This is a genomic window from Herbaspirillum sp. SJZ107, assembly GCF_006715485.1.
Taxonomy (GTDB): domain Bacteria; phylum Pseudomonadota; class Gammaproteobacteria; order Burkholderiales; family Burkholderiaceae_D; genus Telluria.
The window spans coordinates 793,084-818,460 of sequence record NZ_VFNH01000003.1 but is presented as its reverse complement, the minus strand read 5'-3'; the positions used below and the strand labels follow the sequence as shown (position 1 = coordinate 818,460).

Annotated in this window: 18 protein-coding genes; 12 read left to right on the top strand and 6 right to left on the bottom strand. The window is 66.1% G+C overall.

Annotated elements, in window-relative coordinates; genetic code table 11:
* Positions 1–3 precede the first annotated feature (3 nt).
* From tssE to tssG, 3 genes are read left to right on the top strand one after another with little or no spacing between them, the layout of a single operon-like run.
* Positions 4–513 (top strand): type VI secretion system baseplate subunit TssE, encoded by a 510-nt coding sequence (gene tssE, locus FBX97_RS21765; protein ID WP_141836510.1) that lies wholly within the window; start codon positions 4–6, stop codon positions 511–513.
* A 2-nt stretch (positions 514–515) separates the two neighbouring features.
* Positions 516–2,360 (top strand): type VI secretion system baseplate subunit TssF, encoded by a 1,845-nt coding sequence (gene tssF, locus FBX97_RS21760; protein WP_141836508.1) that lies wholly within the window; start codon positions 516–518, stop codon positions 2,358–2,360.
* Positions 2,324–3,409 carry a type VI secretion system baseplate subunit TssG gene (gene tssG, locus FBX97_RS21755; RefSeq protein ID WP_141836506.1) on the top strand — a complete coding sequence of 362 codons (1,086 nt, stop codon included), beginning with the start codon at positions 2,324–2,326 and terminating at the stop codon, positions 3,407–3,409. Before tssF ends, tssG begins: the two co-directional genes overlap by 37 nt.
* Before the next feature lie 98 nt (positions 3,410–3,507).
* Here tssG and FBX97_RS21750 read toward each other — a convergent pair whose 3' ends face one another.
* Positions 3,508–5,739 (bottom strand): NADP-dependent isocitrate dehydrogenase, encoded by a 2,232-nt coding sequence (locus FBX97_RS21750; RefSeq protein ID WP_141836504.1) that lies wholly within the window; start codon positions 5,737–5,739, stop codon positions 3,508–3,510.
* Between the two features lie 304 nt (positions 5,740–6,043).
* Between FBX97_RS21750 and FBX97_RS21745 the strand changes: the two genes are divergently transcribed.
* From FBX97_RS21745 to FBX97_RS21725, 5 genes are all read left to right on the top strand, one after another.
* Positions 6,044–7,459, top strand: a complete 1,416-nt coding sequence (locus FBX97_RS21745) for a circularly permuted type 2 ATP-grasp protein (RefSeq protein ID WP_141837118.1) — start codon at positions 6,044–6,046, stop codon at positions 7,457–7,459.
* A gap of 12 nt (positions 7,460–7,471) precedes the next feature.
* Positions 7,472–8,413, top strand: a complete 942-nt coding sequence (locus tag FBX97_RS21740; RefSeq protein ID WP_141836502.1) for an alpha-E domain-containing protein — start codon at positions 7,472–7,474, stop codon at positions 8,411–8,413.
* Positions 8,414–8,584: 171 nt separating this feature from the next.
* Positions 8,585–9,460, top strand: a complete 876-nt coding sequence (locus tag FBX97_RS21735; protein WP_141836500.1) for a peptidase — start codon at positions 8,585–8,587, stop codon at positions 9,458–9,460.
* 93 nt (positions 9,461–9,553) lie between these two features.
* A complete protein-coding gene (locus FBX97_RS21730; RefSeq protein ID WP_141836498.1) occupies positions 9,554–10,783 on the top strand; it encodes a sorbosone dehydrogenase family protein in 1,230 nt (409 codons plus the stop codon).
* 95 nt (positions 10,784–10,878) lie between these two features.
* Positions 10,879–11,460, top strand: a complete 582-nt coding sequence (locus FBX97_RS21725; RefSeq protein ID WP_185748683.1) for a hypothetical protein — start codon at positions 10,879–10,881, stop codon at positions 11,458–11,460.
* Positions 11,461–11,477: 17 nt separating this feature from the next.
* On the opposite strand, the gene FBX97_RS29670 is transcribed toward FBX97_RS21725, so the two are convergent.
* A complete protein-coding gene (locus FBX97_RS29670) occupies positions 11,478–12,686 on the bottom strand; it encodes a hypothetical protein (protein WP_185748682.1) in 1,209 nt (402 codons plus the stop codon).
* 243 nt (positions 12,687–12,929) lie between these two features.
* On the opposite strand from FBX97_RS29670, the gene FBX97_RS29665 reads away from it, so the two are divergent.
* Positions 12,930–14,444, top strand: a complete 1,515-nt coding sequence (locus FBX97_RS29665) for a sigma 54-interacting transcriptional regulator (RefSeq protein ID WP_185748681.1) — start codon at positions 12,930–12,932, stop codon at positions 14,442–14,444.
* A gap of 2 nt (positions 14,445–14,446) precedes the next feature.
* Here the strand turns inward: FBX97_RS29665 and FBX97_RS29660 are convergent, their stop codons facing one another.
* From FBX97_RS29660 to mqo, 3 genes are all read right to left on the bottom strand, one after another.
* On the bottom strand, positions 14,447–14,602 hold the full coding sequence (locus FBX97_RS29660) for a hypothetical protein (protein ID WP_185748680.1): 156 nt from the start codon (positions 14,600–14,602) through the stop codon (positions 14,447–14,449).
* A gap of 22 nt (positions 14,603–14,624) precedes the next feature.
* Complete coding sequence (locus FBX97_RS21715; RefSeq protein WP_141836492.1) at positions 14,625–16,826, bottom strand: serine/threonine-protein kinase; 2,202 nt, start codon at positions 16,824–16,826, stop codon at positions 14,625–14,627.
* 217 nt (positions 16,827–17,043) lie between these two features.
* Positions 17,044–18,687, bottom strand: a complete 1,644-nt coding sequence (gene mqo / locus FBX97_RS21710) for a malate dehydrogenase (quinone) (protein ID WP_141836490.1) — start codon at positions 18,685–18,687, stop codon at positions 17,044–17,046.
* 586 nt (positions 18,688–19,273) lie between these two features.
* Between mqo and FBX97_RS21705 the strand changes: the two genes are divergently transcribed.
* The 3 genes from FBX97_RS21705 (at position 19,274) to FBX97_RS21695 (ending at position 22,756) form a co-directional block, all read left to right on the top strand.
* Positions 19,274–20,311, top strand: a complete 1,038-nt coding sequence (locus FBX97_RS21705; protein ID WP_141836488.1) for a hypothetical protein — start codon at positions 19,274–19,276, stop codon at positions 20,309–20,311.
* A gap of 127 nt (positions 20,312–20,438) precedes the next feature.
* Positions 20,439–21,224, top strand: coding sequence for a hypothetical protein (locus FBX97_RS21700; RefSeq protein ID WP_141836486.1), 786 nt, complete (start codon positions 20,439–20,441; stop codon positions 21,222–21,224).
* A gap of 104 nt (positions 21,225–21,328) precedes the next feature.
* The gene (locus FBX97_RS21695) at positions 21,329–22,756 is read left to right on the top strand and encodes a cytochrome P450 (protein WP_141836484.1); all 1,428 of its coding nucleotides are present in this window, start codon (positions 21,329–21,331) and stop codon (positions 22,754–22,756) included.
* A 12-nt stretch (positions 22,757–22,768) separates the two neighbouring features.
* On the opposite strand, the gene FBX97_RS21690 is transcribed toward FBX97_RS21695, so the two are convergent.
* Complete coding sequence (locus FBX97_RS21690; protein WP_185748679.1) at positions 22,769–25,264, bottom strand: PAS domain-containing protein; 2,496 nt, start codon at positions 25,262–25,264, stop codon at positions 22,769–22,771.
* Between the last annotated feature and the right edge of the window lie 113 nt (positions 25,265–25,377).

Below are 25,377 nucleotides of genomic sequence, written 5' to 3'. Positions count from 1 at the left end.
CCGATGAAGGGTTTTACGCCTGGGTTCTTTGACCGCCTGCTGGGCACGCCGGTGCGCCACGCGGCCGGCACCACGCTGCTGCGCATGTCGGTCGAGGACATGAAGGATGCCGTCGCGCGCGACCTCGAAGCCTTGCTGAATACGCGCTCGGTGCTCCCCGAGGGCTTGCTGAAGGCTTACCCCGAGTGCAGCGAATCGATCGTCAGCTACGGCATGATCGACTTCGCCGACCTGTCGCTCTCGAGCCCTTCCGACCGTGCCCATATCTGCGCCTGCATCGAAAAGACGATTGCCTGCCACGAGCCGCGCCTGCGCGAGGTCAAGGCCTTGCTCGAGATGCGCGAGGGCACCATCAACCGCCTGAACTTTTCGATCACGGGATTGCTGGTTGCCAGCGCGTCCGAGGAGCCGGTCAACTTCGATGCGGTGCTGCAGCCGTCGACGCTGCAGTACAGCATCAGCAAGACCGGCCGCACTGCTGCCGGACCGGCAGCCACGCCAGGAGGAGCCTGAGCTTGGAACAATTACTCCCGTACTATGAAAGCGAGCTCGGCTACCTGCGCCGCAACCTGCGCGATTTCGCCGAGCGCTATCCGAAGATCGCCGGGCGTCTCCTGATCAGCGGCGAAGTCTGCGAAGATCCGCACGTCGAGCGCATGATCGAATCGTTCGCGCTGCTGAATGCGCGCATTGCCAAACGCCTCGACGACGATTACCCGCAATTCACGGAAGCCCTGTTCGAGGTGCTGTATCCGCATTACCTGCGGCCCTTTCCCTCCTGCTCGATCGCGCACTTCGATTGCGGCGGCGTGGCCAAGCAGCAGACCGGCGCCAGCGTGATCGCGCGCGGCACCGAGCTGAATACGCGGCCGGTGCGCGGCGCCGCCTGCACCTTCCGCACCGTGTATCCGGTGACGGTGGCGCCGCTGACGCTGAGCGGGGCCAGTTTCGCTGCCATCCTCGACACCCCGGACGCGGTGCGCGCGCCGGCGGGCGCATCGTCCAGCCTGAGCCTGAGCTTCAGCAGCAGCGCCGAACAGGCTGGCGCCGGCCAGCTCGGCATCGATACCCTGCGCCTGTTCATCGACGGCGAACCCTCGTTCTGCGCCGCCCTGCGCGATGCCCTGTTCATGCGCGGCCTGGCGGCCTGGGCCGAAGCCGACCACGATGGCCGCTGGATCGCCTTGCCGGCCGTGCCGATCCGTGCGGCCGGCTTCGGCGACGACGAGGCGCTGATCGATTTTCCGGCGCGCGCCCATCCAGCCTACCGTCTGCTGACCGAATACTTTTGCTTCCCCGAGAAATTCAATTTCTTCGACGTCGACCTGGGTGCGCTGGCGGCAGTGCTCCCCGCCGCGACCAGGACCGTCACGCTGCACCTGGCGCTGGGCGGGGTGCGTGCCGACTCCAACACGGCGCGCATGCTGGGCACCTTGTCGACCAACAACGTGCTGCTCGGCTGCACGCCGGTGATCAATCTGTTCCACCAGCGCGGCGAGCCGATCCGCCTGACGCATACGACGGCCAGCTATCCGGTGCTGGCCGACGCCCGCCGTGCCTTTGCCTACGAGGTCGTCTCGATCGATTCGGTGCACCTGGTGCGCCAGACGCCGCAGGGCGAAACCATCGTCCAGTTCCGTCCCTTTTATTCGCTCCGGCACGCGCAGACACCGGAGCAGAACGGCCATTACTGGGCCATGCGGCGCGACGATACGCTGCTCGAGCGCAGCCCCGGCTTCGAGGCGCAGATCTCGATCGTCGACATCGATTTCGACCCGGCCGAGGTCGAAACCGATACCCTGAACCTGGAACTGACCTGCTCCAACCGCGACCTGCCGGCCCTGCTGCCGTATGGCCAGCGCGGCGGCGATTTGTTCCTCGAAGGCGGCTCGAGTGTGCGCGCGATCAGCTTCCTGCGTAAGCCCAGTTTGTCGTACCGCTTCGAACGCGGGCACAACGCGCACTGGCGCCTGATTTCCCACCTCGCACTGAACCACCTGTCGCTGGCCGACGGCGTCGTCGAGGCCTTCCGCGAGATGCTGGCGCTGTACGACTTGCCGCGTTCGGCGTCGTCGCAGCGCCAGATCGGCGGCATTGCCGGCATCGAGCAGCGTCCCGCCAGCGCCTGGCTGTCCGGCAATCCGTTTACCTGCCTGGTGCGCGGCGTCGACGTGCGCCTGAGCATCGACGAGGAAGCCTTCGTCGGCAGCGGCATCCACGCCTTTGCCCACATCGTCGAGCGCTTCCTGGCGCTGTACGTGCACGCCAACAGTTTTACGCGCTTGGTCGTGGTCTCCAACAAGTCGGGCGAGGATTTATTGACATGTTCACCCCGAAGCGGCGATTTGAGCCTGCTGTAATCCAGCGCCTGTTCGAGGCGCCCTGGCGCTTCGAATATTTCCAGGCAGTGCGCATGCTCGAGCTCTGGCTCAGGAAACATGGCGCGCCGCAGCAGGGCGTGGTCGCCAACTACCTGCGCTTCCAGAACTCGACCTCGCTCGGCTTCCCGCCCAGCCAGCTGGAAGCGATCGGTACCGAGCCGCCCGAACTCCTTCGCGACGCACGTTCGCTGAGTGAAGCGCTGCAGGCGGGCACGCTGCGCTACGTACGCGTCACCCCTGCCTTCATGGGCTTGCTGGGCGGCCACGGCGTGCTGCCAGTCCATTACACCGAGCGCATCGCCGAGCACCAGGCCGCGCAGCGCGACGACGGCGCGCGAGCCTTGCTGGACACCTTTTCGAACCGCTCGCTGGCGCTGTTCTACCAGGCATGGTGCAAGTACCGGCTGGCCCTGAAATACCAGGTCGGTGGCAAGGATGGCTTCCTGCCCCTGCTGCTGAGCCTGGCTGGCGTGGGCAGCGCATCGCTGCGCCGGCGCCTGGCGCACGACGACGATGGCGCCGTGCTGGACGAATCGATCGGCTATTTCGCCGGCTCGCTGCGGCACCGTCCGGCGTCGGCGGTGCAGATGGCGCGCGTGCTGTCCGAATATTTCGGGCAGCCGGTGCATGCCGAGCAGTTCGTCGGCAGCTGGTACGACGTGCCGCCGGCGCAGCAGACCGTGCTGGGCTGCCCGACCGCGGTGCTGGGCAGCAGCGCCATGGCCGGCGCCCGGGTGTGGCAGCGCGACCTGCGCCTGCGGCTGGTGATCGGTCCGCTCGACCATGCAGGGTTCGCCGCCTTCCTGCCCGGCGGGCGGGCAGCGCGGGCCCTGGCCAGCCTGGTGCGGATGTTCACCGGGGTGACGCTGGAATACGAGGTGGCGCTGGTGCTGCGGGCGGCGGACGTGCGCAGCGTCACCATGGAACCGCAGCAGAAGCGCGGGCGGCTGGGGTGGGATGCCTACCTGGTCGAGGGGCCGCAGGCACACGACCGCAACGATGTACGCTACGGCATCCACGACGCATGAGTCTGCTTGCGCTGTGCCAAAGCGTACTGAGCAATCAACCGGACCAAAAAAAATGCCAGCCCGAAGGCTGGCATTCTTTAACACGGCAGGTCGCCCGCTCAGGCAGCCGAACCGATGATCTGGTTGAAGGTCGCGCTCGGACGCATCGCGGCCTTGACCTTCGCTGCATCCGGCTGGTAGTAGCCGCCGATGTCGACCGGCTTGCCCTGCACTTCCAGCAGCTCGGCGACGATCTTCTGCTCGTTGTCCGCCAGTTGCTGCGCCAGCGGCTTGAAGAAGGCGGCCAGTTCGGCGTCCTCGGTCTGCGCGGCCAGTTCCTGGGCCCAGTACAGCGACAGGTAGAACTGGCTGCCGCGGTTGTCCAATTCTCCGGTCTTCGGCGACGGCGACTTGCGGTTGTCCAGCAGCTTGCCGGTGGCCGAATCGAGGGTCTTCGACAGCAGCTTGGCGCGTGCGTTGCCGGTCTTGATGCCCATGTCTTCCAGGCTCACTGCCAGCGCCAGGAACTCGCCCAGCGAATCCCAGCGCAGGTGGTTTTCCTCGGTCAGCTGCTGCACGTGCTTCGGTGCCGAACCGCCGGCGCCGGTTTCGTACATGCCGCCGCCGGCCATCAGCGGGACGATCGACAGCATCTTGGCGCTGGTGCCCAGTTCCAGGATCGGGAACAGGTCGGTCAGGTAGTCGCGCAGGATGTTGCCGGTCACCGAGATGGTGTCCAGGCCGCGTGCCACGCGCTCCAGGGTGTAGCGCATCGCGCGCACCTGCGACATGATCTGAATGTCCAGGCCTTCGGTGTCGTAGTCCTGCAGGTAGGTCTTGACCTTCTTGATCAGTTCGTTCTCGTGCGGACGGTACGGGTCCAGCCAGAACACGGCAGGCATGCCCGAGTTGCGCGCACGGGTGACCGCCAGCTTGACCCAGTCGCGGATCGGGGCATCCTTCACCTGGCACATGCGCCAGATGTCGCCCTGCTCGACGTTCTGGCTCATCAGCACTTCGCCGGTGGCCAGGTCGGTGATGTTGGCGACGCCGTCTTCCGCGATCTCGAAGGTCTTGTCGTGCGAACCGTATTCCTCGGCCTGCTGCGCCATCAGGCCCACGTTCGGGACGGTGCCCATGGTGCGCGGGTCGAAGGCGCCGTGCCATTTGCAGAAGTTGATGATCTCCTGGTAGATACGGGCGAAGGTCGATTCCGGAATGACCGCCTTGACTTCCTTCAGGCGGCCGTCGGCGCCGTACATCTTGCCGCCGGCGCGGATCATCGCAGGCATCGAGGCGTCGACGATCACGTCGTTCGGCGAGTGGAAGTTGGTGATGCCCTTGGCCGAGTCGACCATCGCCAGCGCCGGACGGTGTTCCTGGCAGGCGTGGATGTCACGGATGATTTCTTCGCGCTGCGAATCGGGCAGGGTGGCGATCTTGTTGTACAGGTCAGCCATGCCGTTGTTGACGTTCACGCCCAGGCTGTCGAACAGGGCGCCGTGCTTCTCGAACGCATCCTTGTAGAAGGTGCGCACGCAGTGGCCGAACACGATCGGGTGCGAGACCTTCATCATGGTCGCCTTGACGTGCAGCGAGAACAGCACGCCGGTGTTCTTCGCGTCTTCGATCTGCTGCTCGTAGAAGGCCAGCAGGGCCTTGCGGCTCATGAACATCGAATCGATGATCTCGCCGTCCTGCAGCGCCACTTTCGGCTTCAGCACGATGGTCTGGCCGCTCTTGGTGACCAGTTCCATCTTGACGTCGCGCGCCTTGTCCAGCGTCATCGACTTTTCGCCATGATAAAAGTCGCCACCGGTCATGTGCGACACGTGGGTGCGCGAGGCCGGCGACCATTCGCCCATCGAGTGCGGGTTCTTGCGTGCGTATTCCTTGACGGCCTTCGGCGCGCGGCGGTCGGAGTTACCTTCGCGCAGGACCGGGTTCACGGCGGAACCGGTGCACTTGCTGTAACGGGCCTTGATCGCCTTTTCTTCGTCGGTCTTCGGATCGGCCGGGTAGTCCGGCAGGTTGTAGCCCTTGGCTTGCAGTTCCTTGATGGCTGCCTGCAGCTGGCCCACCGAGGCGCTGATGTTCGGCAGCTTGATGATGTTGGCTTCCGGGGTCAGCGTCTTCTTGCCGAGGTCGGCCAGGGCGTCGGGGACGCGCTGCTCCGGGGTCAGGTAGTCGGCGAAGTTGGCCAGGATACGGGCGGCAACGGAAATGTCGCTCTGCTCGATCGTGATACCGGCCGGCTTGGTAAAGGTTTCGATGACCGGCAGGAATGCGTGGGTCGCCAGCAGGGGCGCCTCGTCGGTCAAGGTGTAGATGATGGTCTGATCGCTGCTCATGCGCATTTTCCTCGGTTGGTACTCAAAATTCATGGCCTGCTCGCCAGACGTCGATCCTAACCGATCCCGGATCGCAAACATAGCGGGGTTTGGAGGCCAAGTCTTATATAAGACAGAAGACAAGCGCCATATTATGCCCGACCTTTGGTGCGGATACCACCTTTTACGCACCCGGCCGCTTCAGGCGTCGCCATACGCGCCGCCATGCGGCACCCGTGCCGCACCACGGCAGTGCAATTTTGATCATGTTTTCTTGGCACGTTTCTTGATACGAAGAACCTGTCGATACAGGAGGAGCAGCATGATGGCGGCATATTTCAACGAAATGGTAGGCGGCGAATCGGGCCAGGTCCGCGAGCACTACCATGCCTTCGACGCCTGGCTGCAGCGCCAGCCGCCGGAGCGTATCGAGCGCAAGCGCGCCGAGGCCGATCTGACCTTCCGCCGCGTCGGCATCACCTTTGCCGTGTACGGCGACGGCGCCGGCACCGAGCGCCTGATTCCCTTCGATACCATCCCGCGCATCATCCCCGCGCACGAGTGGACCGCCCTGCAGGCCGGCCTGGCCCAACGCGTCCAGGCGCTCAACATGTTCGTGCACGACATCTACCACGACCAGAACATCATCAAGGCCGGCATCATGCCGGCCCAGCAGATCGTCCAGAACGCCCAGTACCGCCCCGAGATGCAGGGCATCAGCGTGCCGTCCGACATCTACGCCCACATCGCCGGGGTCGACATCGTGCGCGCCGGCCAGGGCGAATTCTATGTGCTGGAAGACAACCTGCGCGTGCCCTCGGGCGTCTCCTACATGCTGGAAGACCGCAAGATGATGATGCGCCTGTTCCCGGAACTGTTCGCGCACCACCGCATCGCCCCGGTCGAGCATTACCCGGACATGCTGCTGGAAAACCTGCGCTCGGTGGCGCCGACCGGCGTCAACGACCCGACCGTGGTCGTCATGACGCCGGGCATGTACAACTCGGCCTATTTCGAGCACGCCTTCCTGGCGCAGCAGATGGGCGTCGAGCTGGTCGAGGGCAAGGATCTGTTCGTCGACGCCGACCAGGTCTGGATGCGCACCATCCGCGGCCCCAAGCGCGTCGACGTCATCTACCGCCGCCTCGACGACGATTTCCTCGATCCGCTGGCGTTCCGCCCGGATTCGAGCCTGGGCGTGCCGGGCCTGCTGTCGGCCTACCGCGCGGGGCGGGTCACGCTGGCGAATGCGATCGGCACCGGCGTCGCCGACGACAAGTCGATCTACCCCTTCGTGCCCGACATGATCAAATTCTATTTATCGGAGCAGCCGCTGCTGAACAACGTGCCGACCTGGCAATGCCGCAAGCCGGACGACCTGTCGTACACGCTGGCCAATCTCGACAAGCTGGTGGTAAAGGAAGTGCACGGCGCCGGCGGCTACGGCATGCTGATCGGCCCGGCCGCCAGCAAACAGCAGATCGAGGATTTCAGGCGGCGCCTGATCGCCAAGCCGGAAGGCTACATCGCCCAGCCGACGCTGGCCCTGTCGGCCTGCCCGACCTATGTGGAAAACGGCATCGCGCCGCGCCACATCGACCTGCGCCCGTTCGTCCTGTCGGGCAAGACGATTTCAATGGTGCCGGGCGGACTGACCCGGGTGGCGCTGCAGGAAGGCTCGCTGGTGGTGAACTCGTCGCAGGGCGGCGGCACCAAGGACACCTGGATTCTCGAGGAATAAGGAGTAACAAGCATGCTGAGCCGCACCGCAGACCACCTGTACTGGATGGCGCGCTATACCGAGCGTGCCGAAAACACCGCGCGCATGCTCGACGTGGCATTGCAGACGGCGATGTTGCCGCAATCGCAGTTCGACGCCGAACAGACCTGGCGCGCCATGCTCGGCATCTCCGAACTGCAGGGCGCCTTCGATGCCAAATACGAGACGCTCGACGCCAAAAATGTGCTCGCCTTCATGGTCAGCGACACCGCGAACCCCTCGTCGATCGTGTCCTGCCTGACCGCGGCGCGCGAAAACGCGCGTGCGGTGCGCGGCGTGCTCACCACCGAAGTCTGGGAAACGCAGAATGCGACCTGGCTCGACCTGCGCGAGCGCGTGGCCCACGACGGCGATCCCGGCGAATTCTTCGAATGGGTCAAGCACCGCTGCCACTTGGCGCGCGGCGTCACGCTGGGCACCATGCTGGCCGACGAGGCGATGGTGTTCATCAGCCTCGGCACCTTCCTGGAACGGGCCGACAGCACCGCGCGCATCCTCGACGTCAAGTACCACGCTGCCAAGGGCAATGCGACCCACGAGATGCTGACCCAGCGCGAGTTTTACTATTGGGCCGCACTGCTGCGCTCGGTGGCCGGCTTCGAGACCTACCGCAAGGTGTACCGCGATTCGATCACGCCGGCACGCGTGGCCGAACTCCTGATGCTGCGCGCCGACATGCCGCGCTCGCTGCTGGCCTGCATGGAACGGGTCGTCCACAACCTGAAGGCGGTGCGCAATGACGTCTCCGCGAACACCGAAAGGCTGGCCGGCAAGATGCATGCGGAACTGCAGTTCGCGCGCATCGAGGATATCCTGGAAACCGGACTCGACCAGACCCTCGGCCGCTTCATGGAAAACATCTACAAGCTGGGCAACGGCATCAGCCGCGATTTCCTGGTCCCGCTGGGCGAGTGAGATGCCTCCTGGGCACGCACGGCTTCGGTGCAGTCGCGTACCGAAGTGGTGCGGCACCTGTGCCCGGAATGCGACACGGCGGGGGTGGACACAGCCCCCATGGTGAAGCCTGCATTGTGCCGGCCTGAAATGCCCGTGTAGAATAAAAATTTCACTTAGGAAATCCCAGCCATGACTTATTGTGTAGGCATGCGCCTGGAGGCCGGCCTGGTCTTCCTGGCCGATTCGCGCACCAACGCCGGTATCGACCAGGTCAGCACGGCCCGCAAGCTGAGCGTCTTCGAAAACCCGGGCGAGCGCATGATGGTCCTGATGACGGCCGGGAACCTGTCGATCTCGCAAGCGGTGCGCCAGACCATTTCCAGCTACGTCACCCAGGACGGCACCACGATCTGGACCGCGCCCACCATGTACGAAGCGGCGCGCATCGTCGGCGAAGCCGTGCGCAGCGTGCACAAGGAAGACGCGGCCAAGCTGACCGAGTTCGGCGTCGACTTCAATATCAGCCTGATCTTCGGCGGCCAGATCGGCACCGAACGCTGCCGCCTGTTCTATATCTACTCGGCCGGCAATTTCATCGAGTCGCACGACGAGAACCCGTATTTCCAGATCGGCGAAGCCAAGTACGGCAAGCCGATCCTGGACCGCGTGATCACGCCCCAGACCTCGCTCGACGATGCCGCCAAGTGCGCGCTGGTGTCGATGGATTCGACGCTGCGCTCGAACGTCGCGGTCGGCCTGCCGCTCGACCTGCTGGTGTATGAAAACGGCAGCCTGGCGCTCACGCGCTTCGTCACCATCGACGAACAGAACCAGTATTTCCAGCGCCTGCGCATCGCCTGGGGCCAGCAGCTGAAAGCCGTGTTCGAAGGCATCGACGCGCCGGTCTGGGATGCCGCGCCCGCCATCACGGACAAGGTGCCGTCCTCGGCGAACCTGCACAGCCGCCCGGTACGGGTGCCGCTGCCGGCCGGGCTGGCGCCCTTGCAGGCATCGAAACCGCTGCAATCGCTGGCCGAGCAGCCGGCCCTCGAAACCCAGCACTGAGGCTGGACTGTCCGCGCACACGCTTTCGTGCGCGTATGGACAAGGGAAAAAATCGGAGTATGGTTGAGGCAAAGCCAGCCTGAGGAGGCCGCGATGTCGATCAAGCCCTTGTCTTTTACGCTCCCCCTGGCCGCCGGCCTGCTGGTCTCGTGCGGTGGCGGCGGCGGTGGCGGCACAGGTGGCGGCACGACGCCACCCGTCACCACCCCCACCCCGCAACCGCCGGTGACGATCAACCTGGCGCTCGGTCCCTATGCCAGCGGCCTGAACGCGCCCACCTACCTGACCGCGCCGCCCGGCGACACGCGCCAGTTCGTCACCGAGCGTGCCGGCCGCATCCTGGTCATGCGCAGCGGCAGCGCGCTGGCCCGGCCTTTCCTCGATATCCGCACGGGCGTCAGCACCGCCGGCGAAGGCGGCCTGCTGTCGATGGCCTTCGATCCCGGCTATGCCAGCAACGGCCGCTTCTACGTCTACCGCACCGATCTGAGCGGCGACATCGTGGTCGAGCGCTATACGGTCTCCAGCAATGCCGACGTGGCCGATCCGGCCTCCGCGCTGACCATCATCCGGATCCCGCACCCGACCTACCAGAACCACGTGGGCGGCACGGTCGCGTTCGGCCCCGACGGCTACCTGTACCTGGGCACCGGCGACGGCGGCGGCGCCGGCGATCCGAACCGCAACGCCCAGAACCCGGGGTCGCTACTGGGCAAGCTGCTGCGCCTGGACGTCAGCGCCGCCAGCGCCGCCGAACCCTACCGCATCCCGCCGACCAACCCCTACGTCAACGGGTCCGGCAACCGCGCCGAGATCTGGGCCTCGGGCCTGCGCAATCCGTGGCGCTTCAGCTTCGACCGCGGCGCGCTCGCCGGCGGCCAGATCTATATCGCCGACGTCGGCCAGGATGCGCGCGAAGAGGTCGACGTCGAGGCGGCAACCCAGGGCGGGCTGAATTACGGCTGGCCGCGCATGGAAGGCACGGCCTGCTACGGGGCGCAGACCTGCGACCAGAACGGCCTGACCCTGCCGGTGTTCGACTATCCCCATACGAGCGCCACCAGCAGCCCCTGTTCGATCACCGGCGGCTTCGTCTACCGCGGCAGCGCCATGCCGGAGCTGGCCGGGCACTATTTTTATTCGGACTATTGCGCCGGTTTCGTGCGCAGTTTCCTGGTCAGCGGCAGGACGGCAACCGAGCAGCGCGACTGGAATCTCACCAACGTCGGCCGCATCGTCTCGTTCGGCCAGGATGGGCAGGGCGAGCTGTATCTATTGACCGATAGCGGCGCCATTTGGACCATCATCAAAGCGCGCCAATAAGGCCAGTCCTACAACGGTAGGGCACGCGCGCCGATTGGAATGGTCGCCCAGGTGGCTACCATCATGTCTACTGACAGTATGCAAAGGAGATCATGATGGCTGGAAATCAACACAATGACTGGGGCCACAGCGACGTGGGCAGCAACAAGGTGGCCGACAAGAGCGGTGTCGGCTTCACCGGCAACGAGCAATCGGATAAGCAGCAGGGCAATGCGGGCGGCACGCCGGCAGGCGAAGCCAACCGTCAGAAAGACGATCCGGGCCAGGATGCCGGCGCTTCCAACGGCCAGGCCTGGCGCCCGGACGTGCCGGACCAGAGCGGCGTCGGGTTTACGCCGGAAGACGGCGGCAATGGCGGCAGCGGCAGCCAGAACCGCCAGAGCGGCGCCCGCGCCTCGTCGTCCGGTGTCTATACCAACTTCCAGCACGCCAACCCGGAAAGTAACGTCAATCCGCCGGGCGCACCCCAGAACAGCCACGGCAGCGCCACCGGACCGCTGCCGGGCGGCGTCGAGGGCCAGTACCAGGCCAGCCGTAACGCCCAAGCCGGCATGGGGGCAACTGCCGCAGGCGGCAACCCGGGCACGCGCCAGGGCAGCGACGACGACGCCTCGAGCCAGGGCATCCATGGTGCCGGTCCCGATGGCGGCGCGCCGGCCGGCAACGGTTCGCGCTGAGCTGCGAAGCACAGCCGTCAATGCTGGAACGGACCCACGTCCTCGCGGGTCCAGCCGCCACTGCCCGGCGCCTTGGTCACCCTGACCAGGCTGGCGCCGGACTGCGCAAACAAGGTGTAATCGATGCCGTCGCCGTCCGGTGACGGCGCGATTGCCTCCACATCCGACAGGATCACCACCGGGACGCTCCAGGCGCCTGGATCGGCGACATGGACCTGGGGTGCGCCCGTGCAGATCACCTGGCCCGCCCCGTTCAATCCCCATATCGTGACGCGCTCGCCGGTGGCCGCCGCAAACAGGCTGCGCATGCCGTCGAAGGCCGGCCCGCTGCCGAGCGCCAGCGCCTGTGCGCCTTCGTTCTGGTTGGTGGCGGAAAAATAATACAGCGTGCCCTGCGCGGCGACGTACAGGCCGGAGGTATTGTCCGCATTGCGGCAGGCGGCGATCGCGTCGGCGCTGCGGCCGCGCGGCAATGCCAGATGGCGCGCCCAGCGCGGTTGCATCGGATTGAAGGGGTTGTACAGCGGCGCGTACAGCAGTTGCGCGTCGGTACCGGCCATGCCTGCCAGGTACAGCCCGTCCACGTCCCAGCCGCCGCGGCAGCGCCCGAGGCAGGACGCCAGCACGCGGCCGCCGTCGAGCGGCAGCCGGTGCTCGATCCAGCGCGGTCCGGCGCTGCGGCTGGCGCCGCGGCCGAGATCGATCGCATAGCGTGCCGGCCGGCGCGCACCGTCCGCATCGAGCACGGCGTCGACCACCACGAAAGCGCGGTCGCTGGCGTCGCCGATCTGCACCCGGGTAATCGCCAGCCGCCCCGGCGCCGGACCCGCATCGAAAGGGCAGGCGGTCCAGGCCGGCGCCGCGCCCCGGACCACGCTGTGCGCCGCCATGGGCGGCAGGTCCGCCGCCGGATTCGACAGGCTCAGATACAAATGGTCGCCCGCGCCATCGCTCACCACCAGCGCCAGGTGCAGCATCTGCATGCGCCAGGGCACCGCCACCGACAGCGCGCTGGCGAAGGCCGTGCTGCGGCCGCCCGGCAGGTCGCGGGCGATGCGCGCACTGCTCAAGTCGTGGCACTGCCAGCCGCGCACCGGGTGAAAGACTTCGCGCATCATGCACAGCTTGCCGGCTTCGATATGGAACAGCAGCGCGCTGCCCGCGGCGGGCTGGCGCGCTTCGAATCGGGGAGCAGGCGGGGGCTGGGCCAGGGGGTGGTACTGCATCGGTTCACCTGTTGTTTCGGGTCGATCGACAATCGTGATGCAGTCGTCGGGCATGCACGGACAAACGCGTGGCGGCGCTTGCCGTGTTGCGCGCAGTCTCTTTTGCAAATGACGTGCCACGCCAAACCGGTGTCCAGGGCCGGTAAACGGGGCGGATCGGCTGTCAAAACAGACAAATTGACATGTCAACAGCCACGCCTTACATTGTTTTTTACATGCAGAAACAATGGATTGACAGCAGCGATGTTCGACTCGGACCACACTTTTACCTCGCCGCTGACCGGCACCCCGTATGCCGGCGCGCCGGTGCTGGCGCTGACCGTGCTCTGGCATCCGGACCTGGCGCGCATCGGCGAGCAATACCTGCAGGCGGACGCCGAGGGGGCGCTGGAAGTGAGCCGCTTTTTCCCGCTGTTCGCCCATCCCGGCCGCGATGGCCTCGCACTCGGCCACGGCAGCGTCTCGCGCCAGCCATTGCGCCTGGCGCGCGCGGCCGGCGGCCGGCTGTCCCTGACGCCGCCCGACAGCCGCATGACGGTCGAAGTCAACGGTAGCGAGATCGCGCAAGCGGTCGTCCTCGAACCGGCCCAGCTCGACCGCGGCATCGTGCTCGGGCTGGGCCGTTCGATCCTGCTGTGCGTGCACTGGACCGACCGCCTGCCGCGCGATAACCCGGTGGCCGGCCTGCTCGGCGTCAGCGCGGCCGCGATCCAGGTCCGCGAACTGATCCGCACCGTGGCGCCGACCGAACTGCCGGTGCTGCTGCTGGGCGAGACCGGCACCGGCAAGGAAGTGGCGGCACGAGCGCTCCACGCCCTCGGCCAGCGTGCCGATCGGCCGCTGGTGGCGGTCAACATGGCGGTCATGAACGAAGGCCTGGCGGCGGCCGAACTGTTCGGCACCGCGCGCGGCGCCTACACCGGCGCCCAGTCGGCCCGCAGCGGCCTGTTCGCCGAGGCCGACGGCGCCACCCTGTTCCTCGACGAGATCGGCAACACCCCGGCGGCGGTACAGCCGATGCTGCTGCGCGTGCTGGAAAGCGGGCAATACCGCGTGGTCGGCGGCGACACCGACCGCCGCAGCAGCGCGCGCGTGATCGCCGCCACCGACCAGGATCTGTCGGGCCAGGATTTCAGCCAGGCCCTGCTGCGCCGGCTGGAGCGTTTCGTGATCACCTTGCCGCCGCTGCGTGCGCGGCGCGAGGATATCGGGGTATTGATCGTGCATGCGCTGGCACAGGCGCGCAGCGCGGGTGGCGCCGAGTTGCCGGCGCTGCCGTTCGCCTTCGTCAGCGCTTGCGCCAACTACGACTGGCCCGGCAATGTGCGCCAGCTGTCGCACGTGCTGGCACGCGCGCTGCTGCTGGCGCAGGCCGGGCAGTTGCCACTGTTCGAGGCGCTGGTGGGGGTGCGCCATGCAGTAACGCCAGCATCGGTAGTGGCAGCGGCGGCACCGGTGCCGGCACCGGCCAGGCGGCGCGCACTGGACCAACTCAGCGATGACGAGGTCGTGGCGGCGCTGCACAACAACGGTTGGCAGATCCAGGGGGCGGCGGCTGAACTGGGCATTTCACGGCCATCGATGTACAAGCTGATCGAAGCCCACCCGGCAATTCGCCGGCCCGAAGCGATCGGGCTGGAGACCTTGCAGCAGGCGTTGCAGCAAAGCGGCGCCGACATCAAACGCTGTGCCGCTTTGCTGCTCACGCCGGCAGAGGCCTTGCGCCGCCATTTGCGTGGGCTGAGCCTGCTGGGCTAGCGTCAGCTTGCCGGGTTGGTGGACACGGCGTTGCCGTCCGGAGCCGGGCTGGTGCCGAACGGGGCGGTCGGGCCGGCGCCGCTGCCTACCTGTGCCTCCGGATCGAAAGCAAATACACGGTACTCGAGACCGTTTGCCCGCTTGATCGCCACGGTCATGATGACATGTCAGGATTCCATTTCAGTTGGGATAACGCGGGTCGCGTCGCAACGCGACAAAATCCGGCTCGGCGTCGATGGCAGCGGCCGGGTAACCGTAACGTTTCGCCTGTGCCAGCGCCTGCAGCGCCAGTTCGCGCCGCTTCAACAACTCGTACGCAAGCGCTGCGCGGAAATAGACATCTGGACTGTCGGGCGCCGCAGCCAGCGCCTTGGCCGTCAGGGTCATGGCTTCCTCGGTGTCGGCACTGCGCGCCGCATATAAACCCATGCGAGACAGCAAGGTCGCATCGCCGGGCCTGAGGACGAGTTTGGGTGAAAGCAATTGCCGCGCCTTTCGATAGGCATCACGCGCCGCGCCTGCGCGGCCGGGTATCCACAACAGCGTATCGCCGAGATTGGCCCAGCCCAGGTAATCGTTCGGGTTGCCTGCCGGCGCGCTGACGGCACGCTGATAAGCGTCTGCCGCGCCCACGTAATCGCCACGCTGGAACAGCGCCAGCCCCAGGTTCGAATACAGGGCGGCGTTCGGACGCACCTGCAAACCCTGCTGGACCACGCGCAAGGCTTCGTCCGCGCGGCCCTGGCGCAGCAGTGCGGCGTTCAGGTTGGCGTAGCCAAGACCCGAATCGGGCTGCAGCTTGATGCTGAGTCGAAATGCCTGCTCGGCTGCCTTGTCATTTCCTTGCCGGTAATAAACAGTCCCGAGTTCGTCGGCAAATGCGCGCTGCGTCGGGAAGCGGCGCAACATGGCGTGGCCCCAGGCCAGCGCTGCGTCGTTGCGGCGCATGGCATTCAAAAAGTACATCTTGCCGTAAGCGGCAAAAAAATTGTCTGGATCCAGCGCCAGCGCCCGTTCAGCCTCTGCCAATGCCTGTTCGATTTTTCCCTGATGCCGTAAAACCCAGGCGTGCGCCACATGGCCCAGCGCCAGCGCCGGTTCCAGCCGCAACGCCTGCTGGGCGGCAGCGTCGGCACGGCGCAGCCAGGTCTCGTCCTGGGTGTCGGCGCTGTAGCGGAAAACGGCCACCAGCGACATGCCGGCCACCGCGGCGGCATTGTTCGGATCCCTGGCCAGCAGGGCTTCGAAATCGGCACGCGCCGCTTCCAGGCGCTCGGGCTGGTCGAAGGATTCCAGCGCATGCAGGGCGCGGGCGATGGTCGCCGAACGCGAGAACGGTGCCGGTGCCTGCCCATGCTGCATCGCATACCAGCCGCCCAGGCCCAGCGCCAGTACCAGCGCGGCACCGAGCCCGGCCTTGCGCCAGCGTGCGCCGAACGGCGCACCTGCGGCTGCGGCCACCGGTTCCGGCTTGGTTTCTGCCTTTGGCGCCGGCTCGGGCAGCAGCGCCGGCGCGGATGCCGGCGCCACGGCAGGCATGCCCGCCCGCACGGCACGCAGCGCCGCCTCCACCTCCGGCATGCCGGCCGGACGCTGTTCCGGCCGGCGCGCCGTCATCGCCCGCACCAGTGCGATCAGCGGTGCCGGCGTCGCCGCCGGAAACACCCACGATGCCGAGCTCGACTGCATTTGCGCGGCCGCCAGCGCCAGCCCGGACAGATTGCCGAACGGGCGCTCGCCGCAGATCATCTCGTAGCACACCACGCCCAGCGCGTAGACGTCGGACTGGCGGTTCGGCGCCTGCCCCAGCAGGCACTCGGGCGCCATGTAGGCGATCGTGCCCTGCTGCTCGAGCTGCATGACGGAGGTGGTGGCCTGCGGATCGTCGTGGAAGGCCAGGCCGAGGTCGAGGATGCGCAGCCGCCCGCCGGCGTCGACCATCAGGTTGGACGGCTTCAGGTCGCCGTGCACCAGTCCGCACGCGTGGGCCGCCGCCATGGCCGCGGCCGCCTGGCCAGCCAGATCCAGCACGGTGTCGAGCGCCAGCGGGCCGCGCCCGACCAGCTCGCGCAGTGTGGTGCCGGCGATCAGTTCCATGACGATCGCATGGCTGCTGCCGTCTTCCTCGATCGAATGGATCCGGACGAAGGCCGGGTGCTCGAGCGAGGCGGCCAGGCGCGCTTCGCGCAGCAGGCTGTCGGGCCGGCCGAGGACGGCGCCGCTCTTGAGGCGCTTGATCGCGACCTTGCGCCTCAGGTGTTCGTCCCAGGCTTCGCGCACTTCACCGAAACCGCCGGCGCCCAGTTGCCGGCCCAGGCGGTAATGCTTGAACGGCTGCGCCAGCTCGGGGGTATCGTGTTCGGTGTCGCTGGTGGCATCCATTTGAATGAGCAGAACCAGTTATGGTCTACATTGAGGAATAACAAACAATCTACAGTCTGGCATAAGCTGTTGTGTAGAGCCACTAAAATCTTGCTCTAGCGCCACAAAATAACACCACGATTCGTAGGCTGAGAGGCAAAAAAAAGCCGCCCGGGTGGGCGGCGGCTTCAGCATCCCGGCGGCGGCAAGCTTGCCGCCGCCGGGGCAGGGTAGCGGATTACTTTTGTGCGATCACCGGCGTCGGCGTCGCGGCCGGCACTTGCGCCGCGGCCGGTGCCTGTGACGGATCGGCCACGTTCAGGTTGAACGCCTTCAGGCCCAGCACGCCGCTGCTGTACTGGCGGATCTGGTTGGCGAACGCCGCGTCCGGGTTCAGCTTGCGGCCGTACGACGGCACCATTTCATGCATCTTGGCTTGCCACTCGGGCGTCTTGAGCTGGTCGCGGAAGGCCGACTTCTCGAGCACCTTCATCATGATCGGCGCGGCGGTCGATGCGCCCGGCGAGGCGCCCAGCAGCGCGGTCACGGAACCGTCGGCGGATGCCACCACTTCGGTACCGAACTGCAGGATGCCGCCCTTCTTCGGATCGTCCTTGATGATCTGCACGCGCTGGCCGGCGTTCTGCAGGGTCCAGTCTTCCATCTTCGCGTTCGGCAGGTACTCGCGCAGGGTGGCCAGGCGCTCTTCCGGCGTCAGCTGCACCTGCTGGATCAGGTACTTGGTCAGTGGCATGTTGTCCCAGCCGGCCTGCAGCATCGGACGGACGTTGCCGGTGTTGACCGAGGACGGCATGTCGATCCAGGAACCGTTTTTCAGGTACTTGGTCGAGAAGGTCGCGAACGGGCCGAACAGCAGGGCCGGCTTGCCGTTGACCAGGCGGGTGTCCAGGTGCGGCACCGACATCGGCGGCGAACCGACCGAGGCCTTGCCGTAGACTTTGGCCCAGTGCTGCTTGATCACTTCCTGGTTGGTGGTGACCAGCCACTGGCCGCCGACCGGGAAGCCGCCGTAGCCGTGGGCTTCCGGAATCTGGGTCTTCTCGAGCAGCGGCAGCGCGGCGCCGCCGGCACCGATGAAGACGAACTTGGTACGCACGTTTTGCGTGGTGTTGTCGGCCAGGTTCTTGATGCTGATGTTCCAGATGCCGTCGGCGCCGCGCTTGATGTCCTCGACCTGGTGGCGCAGCTTCAGCGTCATGCCGGTGTCGGTCAGGTGCTTGACCATGCTGCGGGTCAGCACGCCGTAGTTGACGTCGGTGCCGATGTCCATGCGGGTGGCGGCGATGCGCTGGTTCTTGTCGCGGCCGTTCATCACCAGCGGTGCCCACTGGCGGATCTGTTCCGGGTCTTCGCTGTACAGCATGCCCTTGAACAGGTTTTCATGGGTCAGCGCGGCGTAGCGCTTGCGCAGGAAGTCGACGTTGTCGCCCCAGACGAAGGCCATGTGGGGCACGTTGTTGATGAAGGTGCGCGGGTTGCCCAGGTAATTCTTTTGCACCTGGTAGGCCCAGAACTGCTTCGAGATCTCGAACTGCTCGTTGATCTCCACTGCCTTGCTGGCGCCGACGCTGCCGTCCGGGTTTTCCGGCGTGTAGTTCATTTCGGCGAAACCGGAGTGGCCGGTGCCGGCGTTGTTCATCGTGTCCGAGCTTTCGGCGCCGACCGAATCGAGGCGCTCGACCATCTCGATGGACAGGTTGGGCTGCAATTCCTCGAGCAGGGTGCCGAGGGTGGCACTCATCACGCCGCCGCCGATCAGGACCACGTCGAGCGGCTTGTCCGACGAGGCGGGCGGGGTGCGGCTGCAGGAAGTCAGGGCCAGGCAGGAGAGTGCGACTGCTAACGATAGTGTCTTACGCATACGTCTTATTAACTAATTAACTAACAAGCTGATTGAAGAAACAGGCTTCAATGGCTTTAGTACAGACGAAAGTCTTTCAGCTAAAGCATGGGGCAGAGCCACGGGGCTCGCGACACGACGCGTAACGAGGGCAACATCGCCGGCCAGGCCTGGAAACCGGGTTTCCGGGCGGGACCGAACAAGAGGCGAACGAGACAAGAACGCGTTGGCCAGACGGCCAGACCTGCACGTTCTTGGCGTCCATTGAGCAGGACAAATCCTTTAAGGATGCGAAATTATATTCGTCCAAATACCTGAATAAAAATTATATTTGTGAATACCGGATATATTTAGCGTTTTATTCGTATTAATACGTATCGTTCGATATTTTTTGTCAGTACCGGCAAGCTTATCAATTTGATTCCCTCATGCATGGAACGTTGCCGTTCAAACGCGCGCCTCATCCGGAATTATTTTGTGACAATTTGATAGTGTGTGCGCGGAAAGTACCCGTTACCATTTGCCCGTACCCTTTACCTAATAACACTGAACTACGCTGCCGCCTGCCCACGCCGGCCAAGGCGTGCGTCATTAAGAGAGAACAACTATGAACAAACCACTCCTGGTCCTTGCCCTCGGTTCCGCCATGGTGCTGTCCGCCTGCGGCGGTGGTGGTGGCGGTGGCAGCACGGGCGGCGGTACCACCACGCCGCCGGTGACGACCACGCCGCCGCCGGCCACGTCGACCCAATCGTCGATCACTGCCGCCAACGCGACCAGCGCAGCCAGCAATGCCTACGCCGCCACGACCTCGGTCGGCGCGTCGTCGACTTCGCTGACCGACATCCTGACCGGCGTCAACGTCAACCGTGCCAACATCAACACCGTGGCGCCACTGCTCAAGCTGGTCAAGCGTGCCTACGGCGGCCAGCAACTGCTGACCGGCGTCACCCAGACCCAGACCCAGCAATGCCCGGGCGGCGGTTCCCTGACCATCGATGCCACCATCAGCAACGCGAACAATGTCAGCAATGGCGACATCCTGAAAGTCACGGCGAATAACTGCGTCGATGGCACCGACACCCTGAGCGGCGCATTCACGGTCAATTTCTCGGGCGTGACCGGCGACATCAACACCCCCGTCTTCGGCGTCACGATGGACAGCACCTTCACCAACTTCAGCATTGTCAGCGGCACCGACAAGGTCGGCGTCAACGGCGACATGAAGGTCGTGCTGAACCAGACCAGCGCCAACAACAACACCATCGTCCTGTCCGGCAATTCGCTGCAGACCACCGAGCAGCAGGGCAGCGCGGCGGTTGTGAACCGCACCGTCACCGCCTACACGGTGAAAGGCAAAACCGAAAACGGCGTCGAGTCCAGCGGCGCCAACTTCGGCCTGTCCGGCACCAGCCCGAAACTCGGCACCTTCTCGTACACCGTGAAGAGCCTGGCAGATTTCGTCTTCAGCAGCCCGACCGCCGTGGTACCGAGCAGCGGCTCGCTGATCGTCACCGGCAATGCGTCGTCGGTCACCGCGACCGTCGTCCCGAACGGCGTGCGCGTGGACTTCAGCGCTTCGGGCAACGGCACGATCACGAACACCGAAACGGTGGCGTGGGCTGCCTTCCTGTCGTCGATCTGATCGATCCGCTCGACTCCCGGCCGGCCTGAGCCGGTCGGACCGATGCCAGCCAGCCAGGACGCCATGCGCGTCCTGGCTGGCTGTGTCGTTTCATGTGCCCCGCTTTTCCTCACCCTATAATAAGCAAATGACATCGATCCTTCGCGCCGGCCTCGCCGCAGCCCTGTATGCTTCGCTGATCCATCCTGCCTGCGCCCAATGGGAAGGCAGCATCGGCCCGAGCGTGCGCAACGTAACGCATACCGAAACCGCCCCCGGCGGGCGCCGCCTGGTCAAAGAAGACGGCTGGCTGCCCGGCGTGGCGCTGCAGGCCGGCTACCGCAGCGGCAAGCTCACCTGGTTCGCCGGCGCCGACTGGTACCACGGCAACATCGACTACCAGGGCCAGACCCAGAACGGCGCCGCGGCATCCTCCAGGACGGCGACCGGCCTGGCGGCGGGGCGCATCGGCGCCGCCTACGCGCTGCCCGCCGATTATGCGGTGCAGGCCGCGATCGAGGTCGACCGCTGGAAGCGCGACATCCGCGGCACGGCCGCCGCCGCCGGGCTGCAGGAAAGCTATCGCTCGACGCGGCTGGTGGCCGGCGCCGCTAAAACCTGGCAGCCGGCCGCCGGCAAGGTCAGCGTCGATGCCGCCGCGGTGCTGGCCGCACCGGAACGCCTGCACGTCGGCTTTTCCGGCGTGCTCGATCCGGTGGCGTTCGACACCCGCCGTTCCTACGGCGTGCGCCTGGGCGCCGCCCTGCGCCCGGCAGCCGCGCCCTGGCTCGAAGTGCGCGGCCGTTACGACTGGCTCAAGACGCCGCGCAGCGGCGATGCGGGCGTGACCGCCAACGGCCAGTACGCCGGCACCGTGGCCCAGCCCGAACACGAGCGCAAGGGATTCACGCTGACCGTGGCGGCCGTGTTTTAAGAGAGAGCCTGCCCGCACACAATTGAATTCGGGTAGGCGAGAGCTATGCCACACTGGGGCAGATAGCGCTGTTATGCAATCTGCAACCAAGGAAGGCGTACTCAATGACGAAACGAAATGAAAACCTGGCCCTGGCCGCCGGTGCGCTGGGGCTGCTCGGCGGCTATGCGCTCGGCAGGATGGTGGCGGCATCGCGCACGCAAGCGCCTGACACCCTGCCGCAGGCCAGCCTGCTCGATACCGTGGCCCTGGCAGTCGACGTGCTGGCGCCGACCTTCGCCAAGGGCGTGATCATCCGCCGCCCCGGCGCCGTGGCGCTGGCCGAGCAATGGCAACTCGATACGCGCGCGGTGCAGCGCCTGCAAAAGCTGCGCAACAAGTACGGCCAGGGGCCGCTGATGCTGCCGCTGCCGATTCGCAAGCAGGCGGTCGTGCTGTCTCCGCAACACGTCTACCGCGTCCTGAACGAATCGCCGGAGCCGTTTTCGCCGGCCAGCAGCGAAAAGCGCGCCGCGCTGTCGCACTTCGAGCCGGAAGGCGTGCTGATCTCGCAAGGCACGCTGCGCACCGAGCGCCGCCAGTTCAACGACGCCGTGCTCGAATCGAACCAGGCGGTGCACCACATGGCCGAGCGCTTCCTGCCGATCGTCGACGAAGAAGCCGCACGCATCCTGGCGGCGGCCCGCGCTAAAGGCGAACTCGACTGGGATGCCTTCGCCCAGGGCTGGTACCGCCTGGCGCGGCGCGTGGTGTTCGGCGACGGCGCCAGCGACGACCAGGAACTCAACGACATGACGGTCGCCCTGCGCAAAGCGGCCAACTGGGCCTTCCTGCACCCGAAAAAGAAGGCAACCCAGGCGCGTTTCTTCGCCCGTATTCAGCACTACCTCGAGCGCGCCGAACCCGGCAGCCTGGCCGCCGTCATCGCGCGCACCCCACAAAGCGCCGACACCAAACCGGAGCAGCAGGTGCCGCAATGGCTGTTCGCCTTCGACGCCGCCGGCATGGCCACCTTCCGCGCGCTGGCGCTGCTGGCGACCCATCCGGAACAGGCGCAGGAAGCGCGTGCCGAAATCTGCGCCAAACCCGGCATCGAACGCAAATTTTTACCCTTCCTGCGCGCCACGCTGCTGGAAGCGGTACGCCTGTGGCCGACCACGCCGGCAATCCTGCGCCAGACCACCCGGGATACCGAATGGGAAGGCGGCACCATGCCGGCGCGCACCGGCGTGCTGGTGTTCGCGCCCTTCTTCCACCGCGACGACCAGCGCCTGGCGTATGCGCACCGCTTCACGCCGGCCTTGTGGCTGCATGCGCGCAGCGACCAGGAATGGCCGCTGGTGCCGTTCAGCGCGGGGCCGGCGGTGTGTCCGGCGCGGCATCTGGTGCAGATGCTGTCGAGTGCGCTGCTGGCGGCCCTGATCGACGGACGCGAACCGACGCTGGTGTCGGGGCAGAAGATGGTGCCGGGGCGGTTGCCGGGGACCTTGAACAATTACGGCCTGCGCTTTGCACTGGAGACCCAGGGCTGACCAGGGACTGGCTCAGTCCTGCAGGCCGGCGACGATGGCGGCCACCCGCGCCATGAAATCCTTGAGGGCAAAGGGTTTGGTGAGCAGTCCCATGTCCGGTGCGGGCGCTCCCTTGTCCAGCACGCTCGACTCGGCATAGCCGGTGATCAGCAGCACCCGGGTCGCGGGGCTGTCGCCGCGGACGGTGTCGGCCAGCTGGCGCCCGTTCACGCCGCCCGGCAAGCCGATATCCGTCACCAGCAGGTCGACCCGGTCGATATGGCGCAGTTTCGCCAGCGCGGTGGCGGCATCGCCGGCTTCGAACACGGTGTGGCCGGCGCCGCGCAGCACCTCGGCCAATACCTGGCGCAGCGCGGCTTCGTCGTCGACCAGCAGAATGGTCATGCTGCGCGGTGTGCCGGACGGCTCCGCCGCCGGCGCGGCGTCCGGCGCCGCCGGCAGCGCATCGGTACAACGCGCCAGGTCGATATGCACCGAGGTACCGCATCCCGGCGCCGAGTCGAGGCTGACGTGGCCGTTGCTCTGGCTGACGAAGCCGAACACCATCGACAAACCCAGGCCGGTGCCCTGGCCGAGCGGCTTGGTCGTGAAAAAAGGATCGAAGGCGCGGGCGGCGGTATCGGCATCCATGCCGGTGCCGGTATCGCTGACGCTGATGCGGATGAATTCGGCGGCGGCCAGGCCGGCCGGGTGTTGCGGCAACTCGCGGCCGAGGTCGCAGGTGCTGATCAGGAGACGGCCGCCGCCGGGCATGGCGTCGCGCGCATTGATCGCCAGGTTGAGCAGGGCATTCTCGAGCTGGTTCGGGTCGCAGGACGTGACGCGCCATGCGCTTTCCAGTTCCAGGTCGATGGCGATCGCCGGCCCCACCGTCCGCGCGATCATTTCGTTCATCGAGGTCACCAGCTGGTTGACGTCGGTCGGCTTGGGGTCGAGGGTCTGGCGGCGCGCGAAGGCCAGCAGGCGATGGGTCAGCGTCGCGGCCCGGTTGGCCGACTGCGAGGCGCCGTCGAGGTAGCGGTACAGGTTGTCGGCGCGGCCCGCCTTCAGGTGGAAACGGGCCAGCTCGATGTTGCCGACGATGGTGCCCAGCATATTGTTGAAATCGTGGGCGATGCCGCCGGTGAGCTGCCCGATCGCTTCCATCTTTTGCGCCTGGCGCAGCGCGTCCTCGGCCTGGCGCAAGGCTTCCTGGCCCTGCTTTTCCTCGGTGACGTCGCGTCCCGCCATGTACAGCAGCCTGGCGCGCGGCACGACCGTCCACGACAGCCAGCGATAACTGCCGTCGCGGTGCCGGGTACGGATTTCGTAGCGCGTGACGGTCTTGCCGGCTGCCAGCTGCGCCATGACGCCAGCCAGTTCGTCGATCTGATCGGGATGGGCAAAACCCGCGAACGGCACCACCTGCAACTCGCGTTCGGTCCAGCCGAGGGTCTCGGTCATTGCCGGGTTACAGTTGAGGAAATAGCCTTCGGTGGTGGCGATGGCCAGGATCTCCTGCGCCATGTCCCAGAGCCGGTCGCGCTCGGCCGTGCGTTGGCTGAGCAGGTCTTCCAGCCGGTGGTTGGCCTGGTGCAGCGCGGCTTCGGCACGGGCGCGCTCGACCGCATTCCAGGTGCGCTCCGCCATGTCTTCCACCAGTTCGATTTCGTAGGGCGTCCAGATGCGCGGCGCGCGGTCGTTGACGATCAGGATGCTGGTCAACCGGCCTTCGCGCAGCACCGGCACGCTGATCTCGGCCCGCGTATCGAGGGCGCGGAACTGGCGCGCTGCCTGCGGGTCGGTCGTGCCGAGTTCGGCATCGATGTCCTTGTGCACGCTGGTGCGGCCGCTGCGCAGCGTGGCGAACAGGCTGGCGCCGAAGTTGTCCGTGTCGAACATGCCATGCAATTCATCCAGTGAACCGTCGGTATGGTTCGAGTGAAAGATGCCATGGGCACCGTCTTCCAGGATTTCGCCGAACAGCACCCGGCCGACCCCGAGTTCTTCGCCGAGCAGGCGGCTGCCGCGCCGCGCGACCTCGAGCGGATCGGCCAGTCCACGCAGCTGGTCGGCCATGCGCAGCTGGAAGGCGAGGCGGCGCTCGGTCGTCACCCGCCGCGTGGTGTCGGTACCGGTGCCGTACAGGCCGACGATGGCGCCGCCGTCGTCGTAGATCGGCGAATAGGAAAACGTGAACCAGGTCTGCTCGTGACGGCCGTTCCTGAACATCACCAGCGGCATGTCCTCGATGTAGATCGACTCGCCGGCAAGCGCACGTTCGATCAGGGGCCCCAGCTGCGGCCACAATTCCGGCCAGGTATCGCGAAAAGGGCGGCCCAGCGCCCGCGGGTGCTTGTCCTGCAAGAACTGCGCATACGGCTGGTTGTAGACCAGGCCGAGTTGCGGTCCCCAGAACACGAACATCGCATGCTTGGCGTCGAGCATCAGGCGGACCACGGTCCGGATGGCGGCCGGCCAGGCATCCGGCACGCCGAGGACGGAGGCGGCCCAGTCATGGTGGGCCATGCGTGAAGCGAGTTCGTCCGTACCTGAGAACAGAGGAGCAGAAGCCATTGTGGACAAGAGGAGGCGCCGGCTGGCGCTGTCATGACCGGTGATTCTACCCGACCTCTGCGCCA

What these genes read in the sequence shown, in the direction of transcription:
- tssE (WP_141836510.1), top strand. Translation starts at nt 4, where the DNA reads ATGAAGGGTTTTACGCCTGGGTTCTTTGACCGCCTGCTGGGCACGCCG.
- tssG (WP_141836506.1), top strand. Translation starts at nt 2,324, where the DNA reads ATGTTCACCCCGAAGCGGCGATTTGAGCCTGCTGTAATCCAGCGCCTG.
- FBX97_RS21750 (WP_141836504.1), bottom strand. Translation starts at nt 5,739, where the DNA reads ATGAGCAGCGATCAGACCATCATCTACACCTTGACCGACGAGGCGCCC.
- FBX97_RS21745 (WP_141837118.1), top strand. Translation starts at nt 6,044, where the DNA reads ATGGCGGCATATTTCAACGAAATGGTAGGCGGCGAATCGGGCCAGGTC.
- FBX97_RS21740 (WP_141836502.1), top strand. Translation starts at nt 7,472, where the DNA reads ATGCTGAGCCGCACCGCAGACCACCTGTACTGGATGGCGCGCTATACC.
- FBX97_RS21735 (WP_141836500.1), top strand. Translation starts at nt 8,585, where the DNA reads ATGACTTATTGTGTAGGCATGCGCCTGGAGGCCGGCCTGGTCTTCCTG.
- FBX97_RS21730 (WP_141836498.1), top strand. Translation starts at nt 9,554, where the DNA reads ATGTCGATCAAGCCCTTGTCTTTTACGCTCCCCCTGGCCGCCGGCCTG.
- FBX97_RS21725 (WP_185748683.1), top strand. Translation starts at nt 10,879, where the DNA reads ATGGCTGGAAATCAACACAATGACTGGGGCCACAGCGACGTGGGCAGC.
- FBX97_RS29670 (WP_185748682.1), bottom strand. Translation starts at nt 12,686, where the DNA reads ATGCAGTACCACCCCCTGGCCCAGCCCCCGCCTGCTCCCCGATTCGAA.
- FBX97_RS29665 (WP_185748681.1), top strand. Translation starts at nt 12,930, where the DNA reads ATGTTCGACTCGGACCACACTTTTACCTCGCCGCTGACCGGCACCCCG.
- FBX97_RS29660 (WP_185748680.1), bottom strand. Translation starts at nt 14,602, where the DNA reads ATGACCGTGGCGATCAAGCGGGCAAACGGTCTCGAGTACCGTGTATTT.
- FBX97_RS21715 (WP_141836492.1), bottom strand. Translation starts at nt 16,826, where the DNA reads ATGGATGCCACCAGCGACACCGAACACGATACCCCCGAGCTGGCGCAG.
- mqo (WP_141836490.1), bottom strand. Translation starts at nt 18,687, where the DNA reads ATGCGTAAGACACTATCGTTAGCAGTCGCACTCTCCTGCCTGGCCCTG.
- FBX97_RS21705 (WP_141836488.1), top strand. Translation starts at nt 19,274, where the DNA reads ATGAACAAACCACTCCTGGTCCTTGCCCTCGGTTCCGCCATGGTGCTG.
- FBX97_RS21700 (WP_141836486.1), top strand. Translation starts at nt 20,439, where the DNA reads ATGACATCGATCCTTCGCGCCGGCCTCGCCGCAGCCCTGTATGCTTCG.
- FBX97_RS21695 (WP_141836484.1), top strand. Translation starts at nt 21,329, where the DNA reads ATGACGAAACGAAATGAAAACCTGGCCCTGGCCGCCGGTGCGCTGGGG.
- FBX97_RS21690 (WP_185748679.1), bottom strand. Translation starts at nt 25,264, where the DNA reads ATGGCCCACCATGACTGGGCCGCCTCCGTCCTCGGCGTGCCGGATGCC.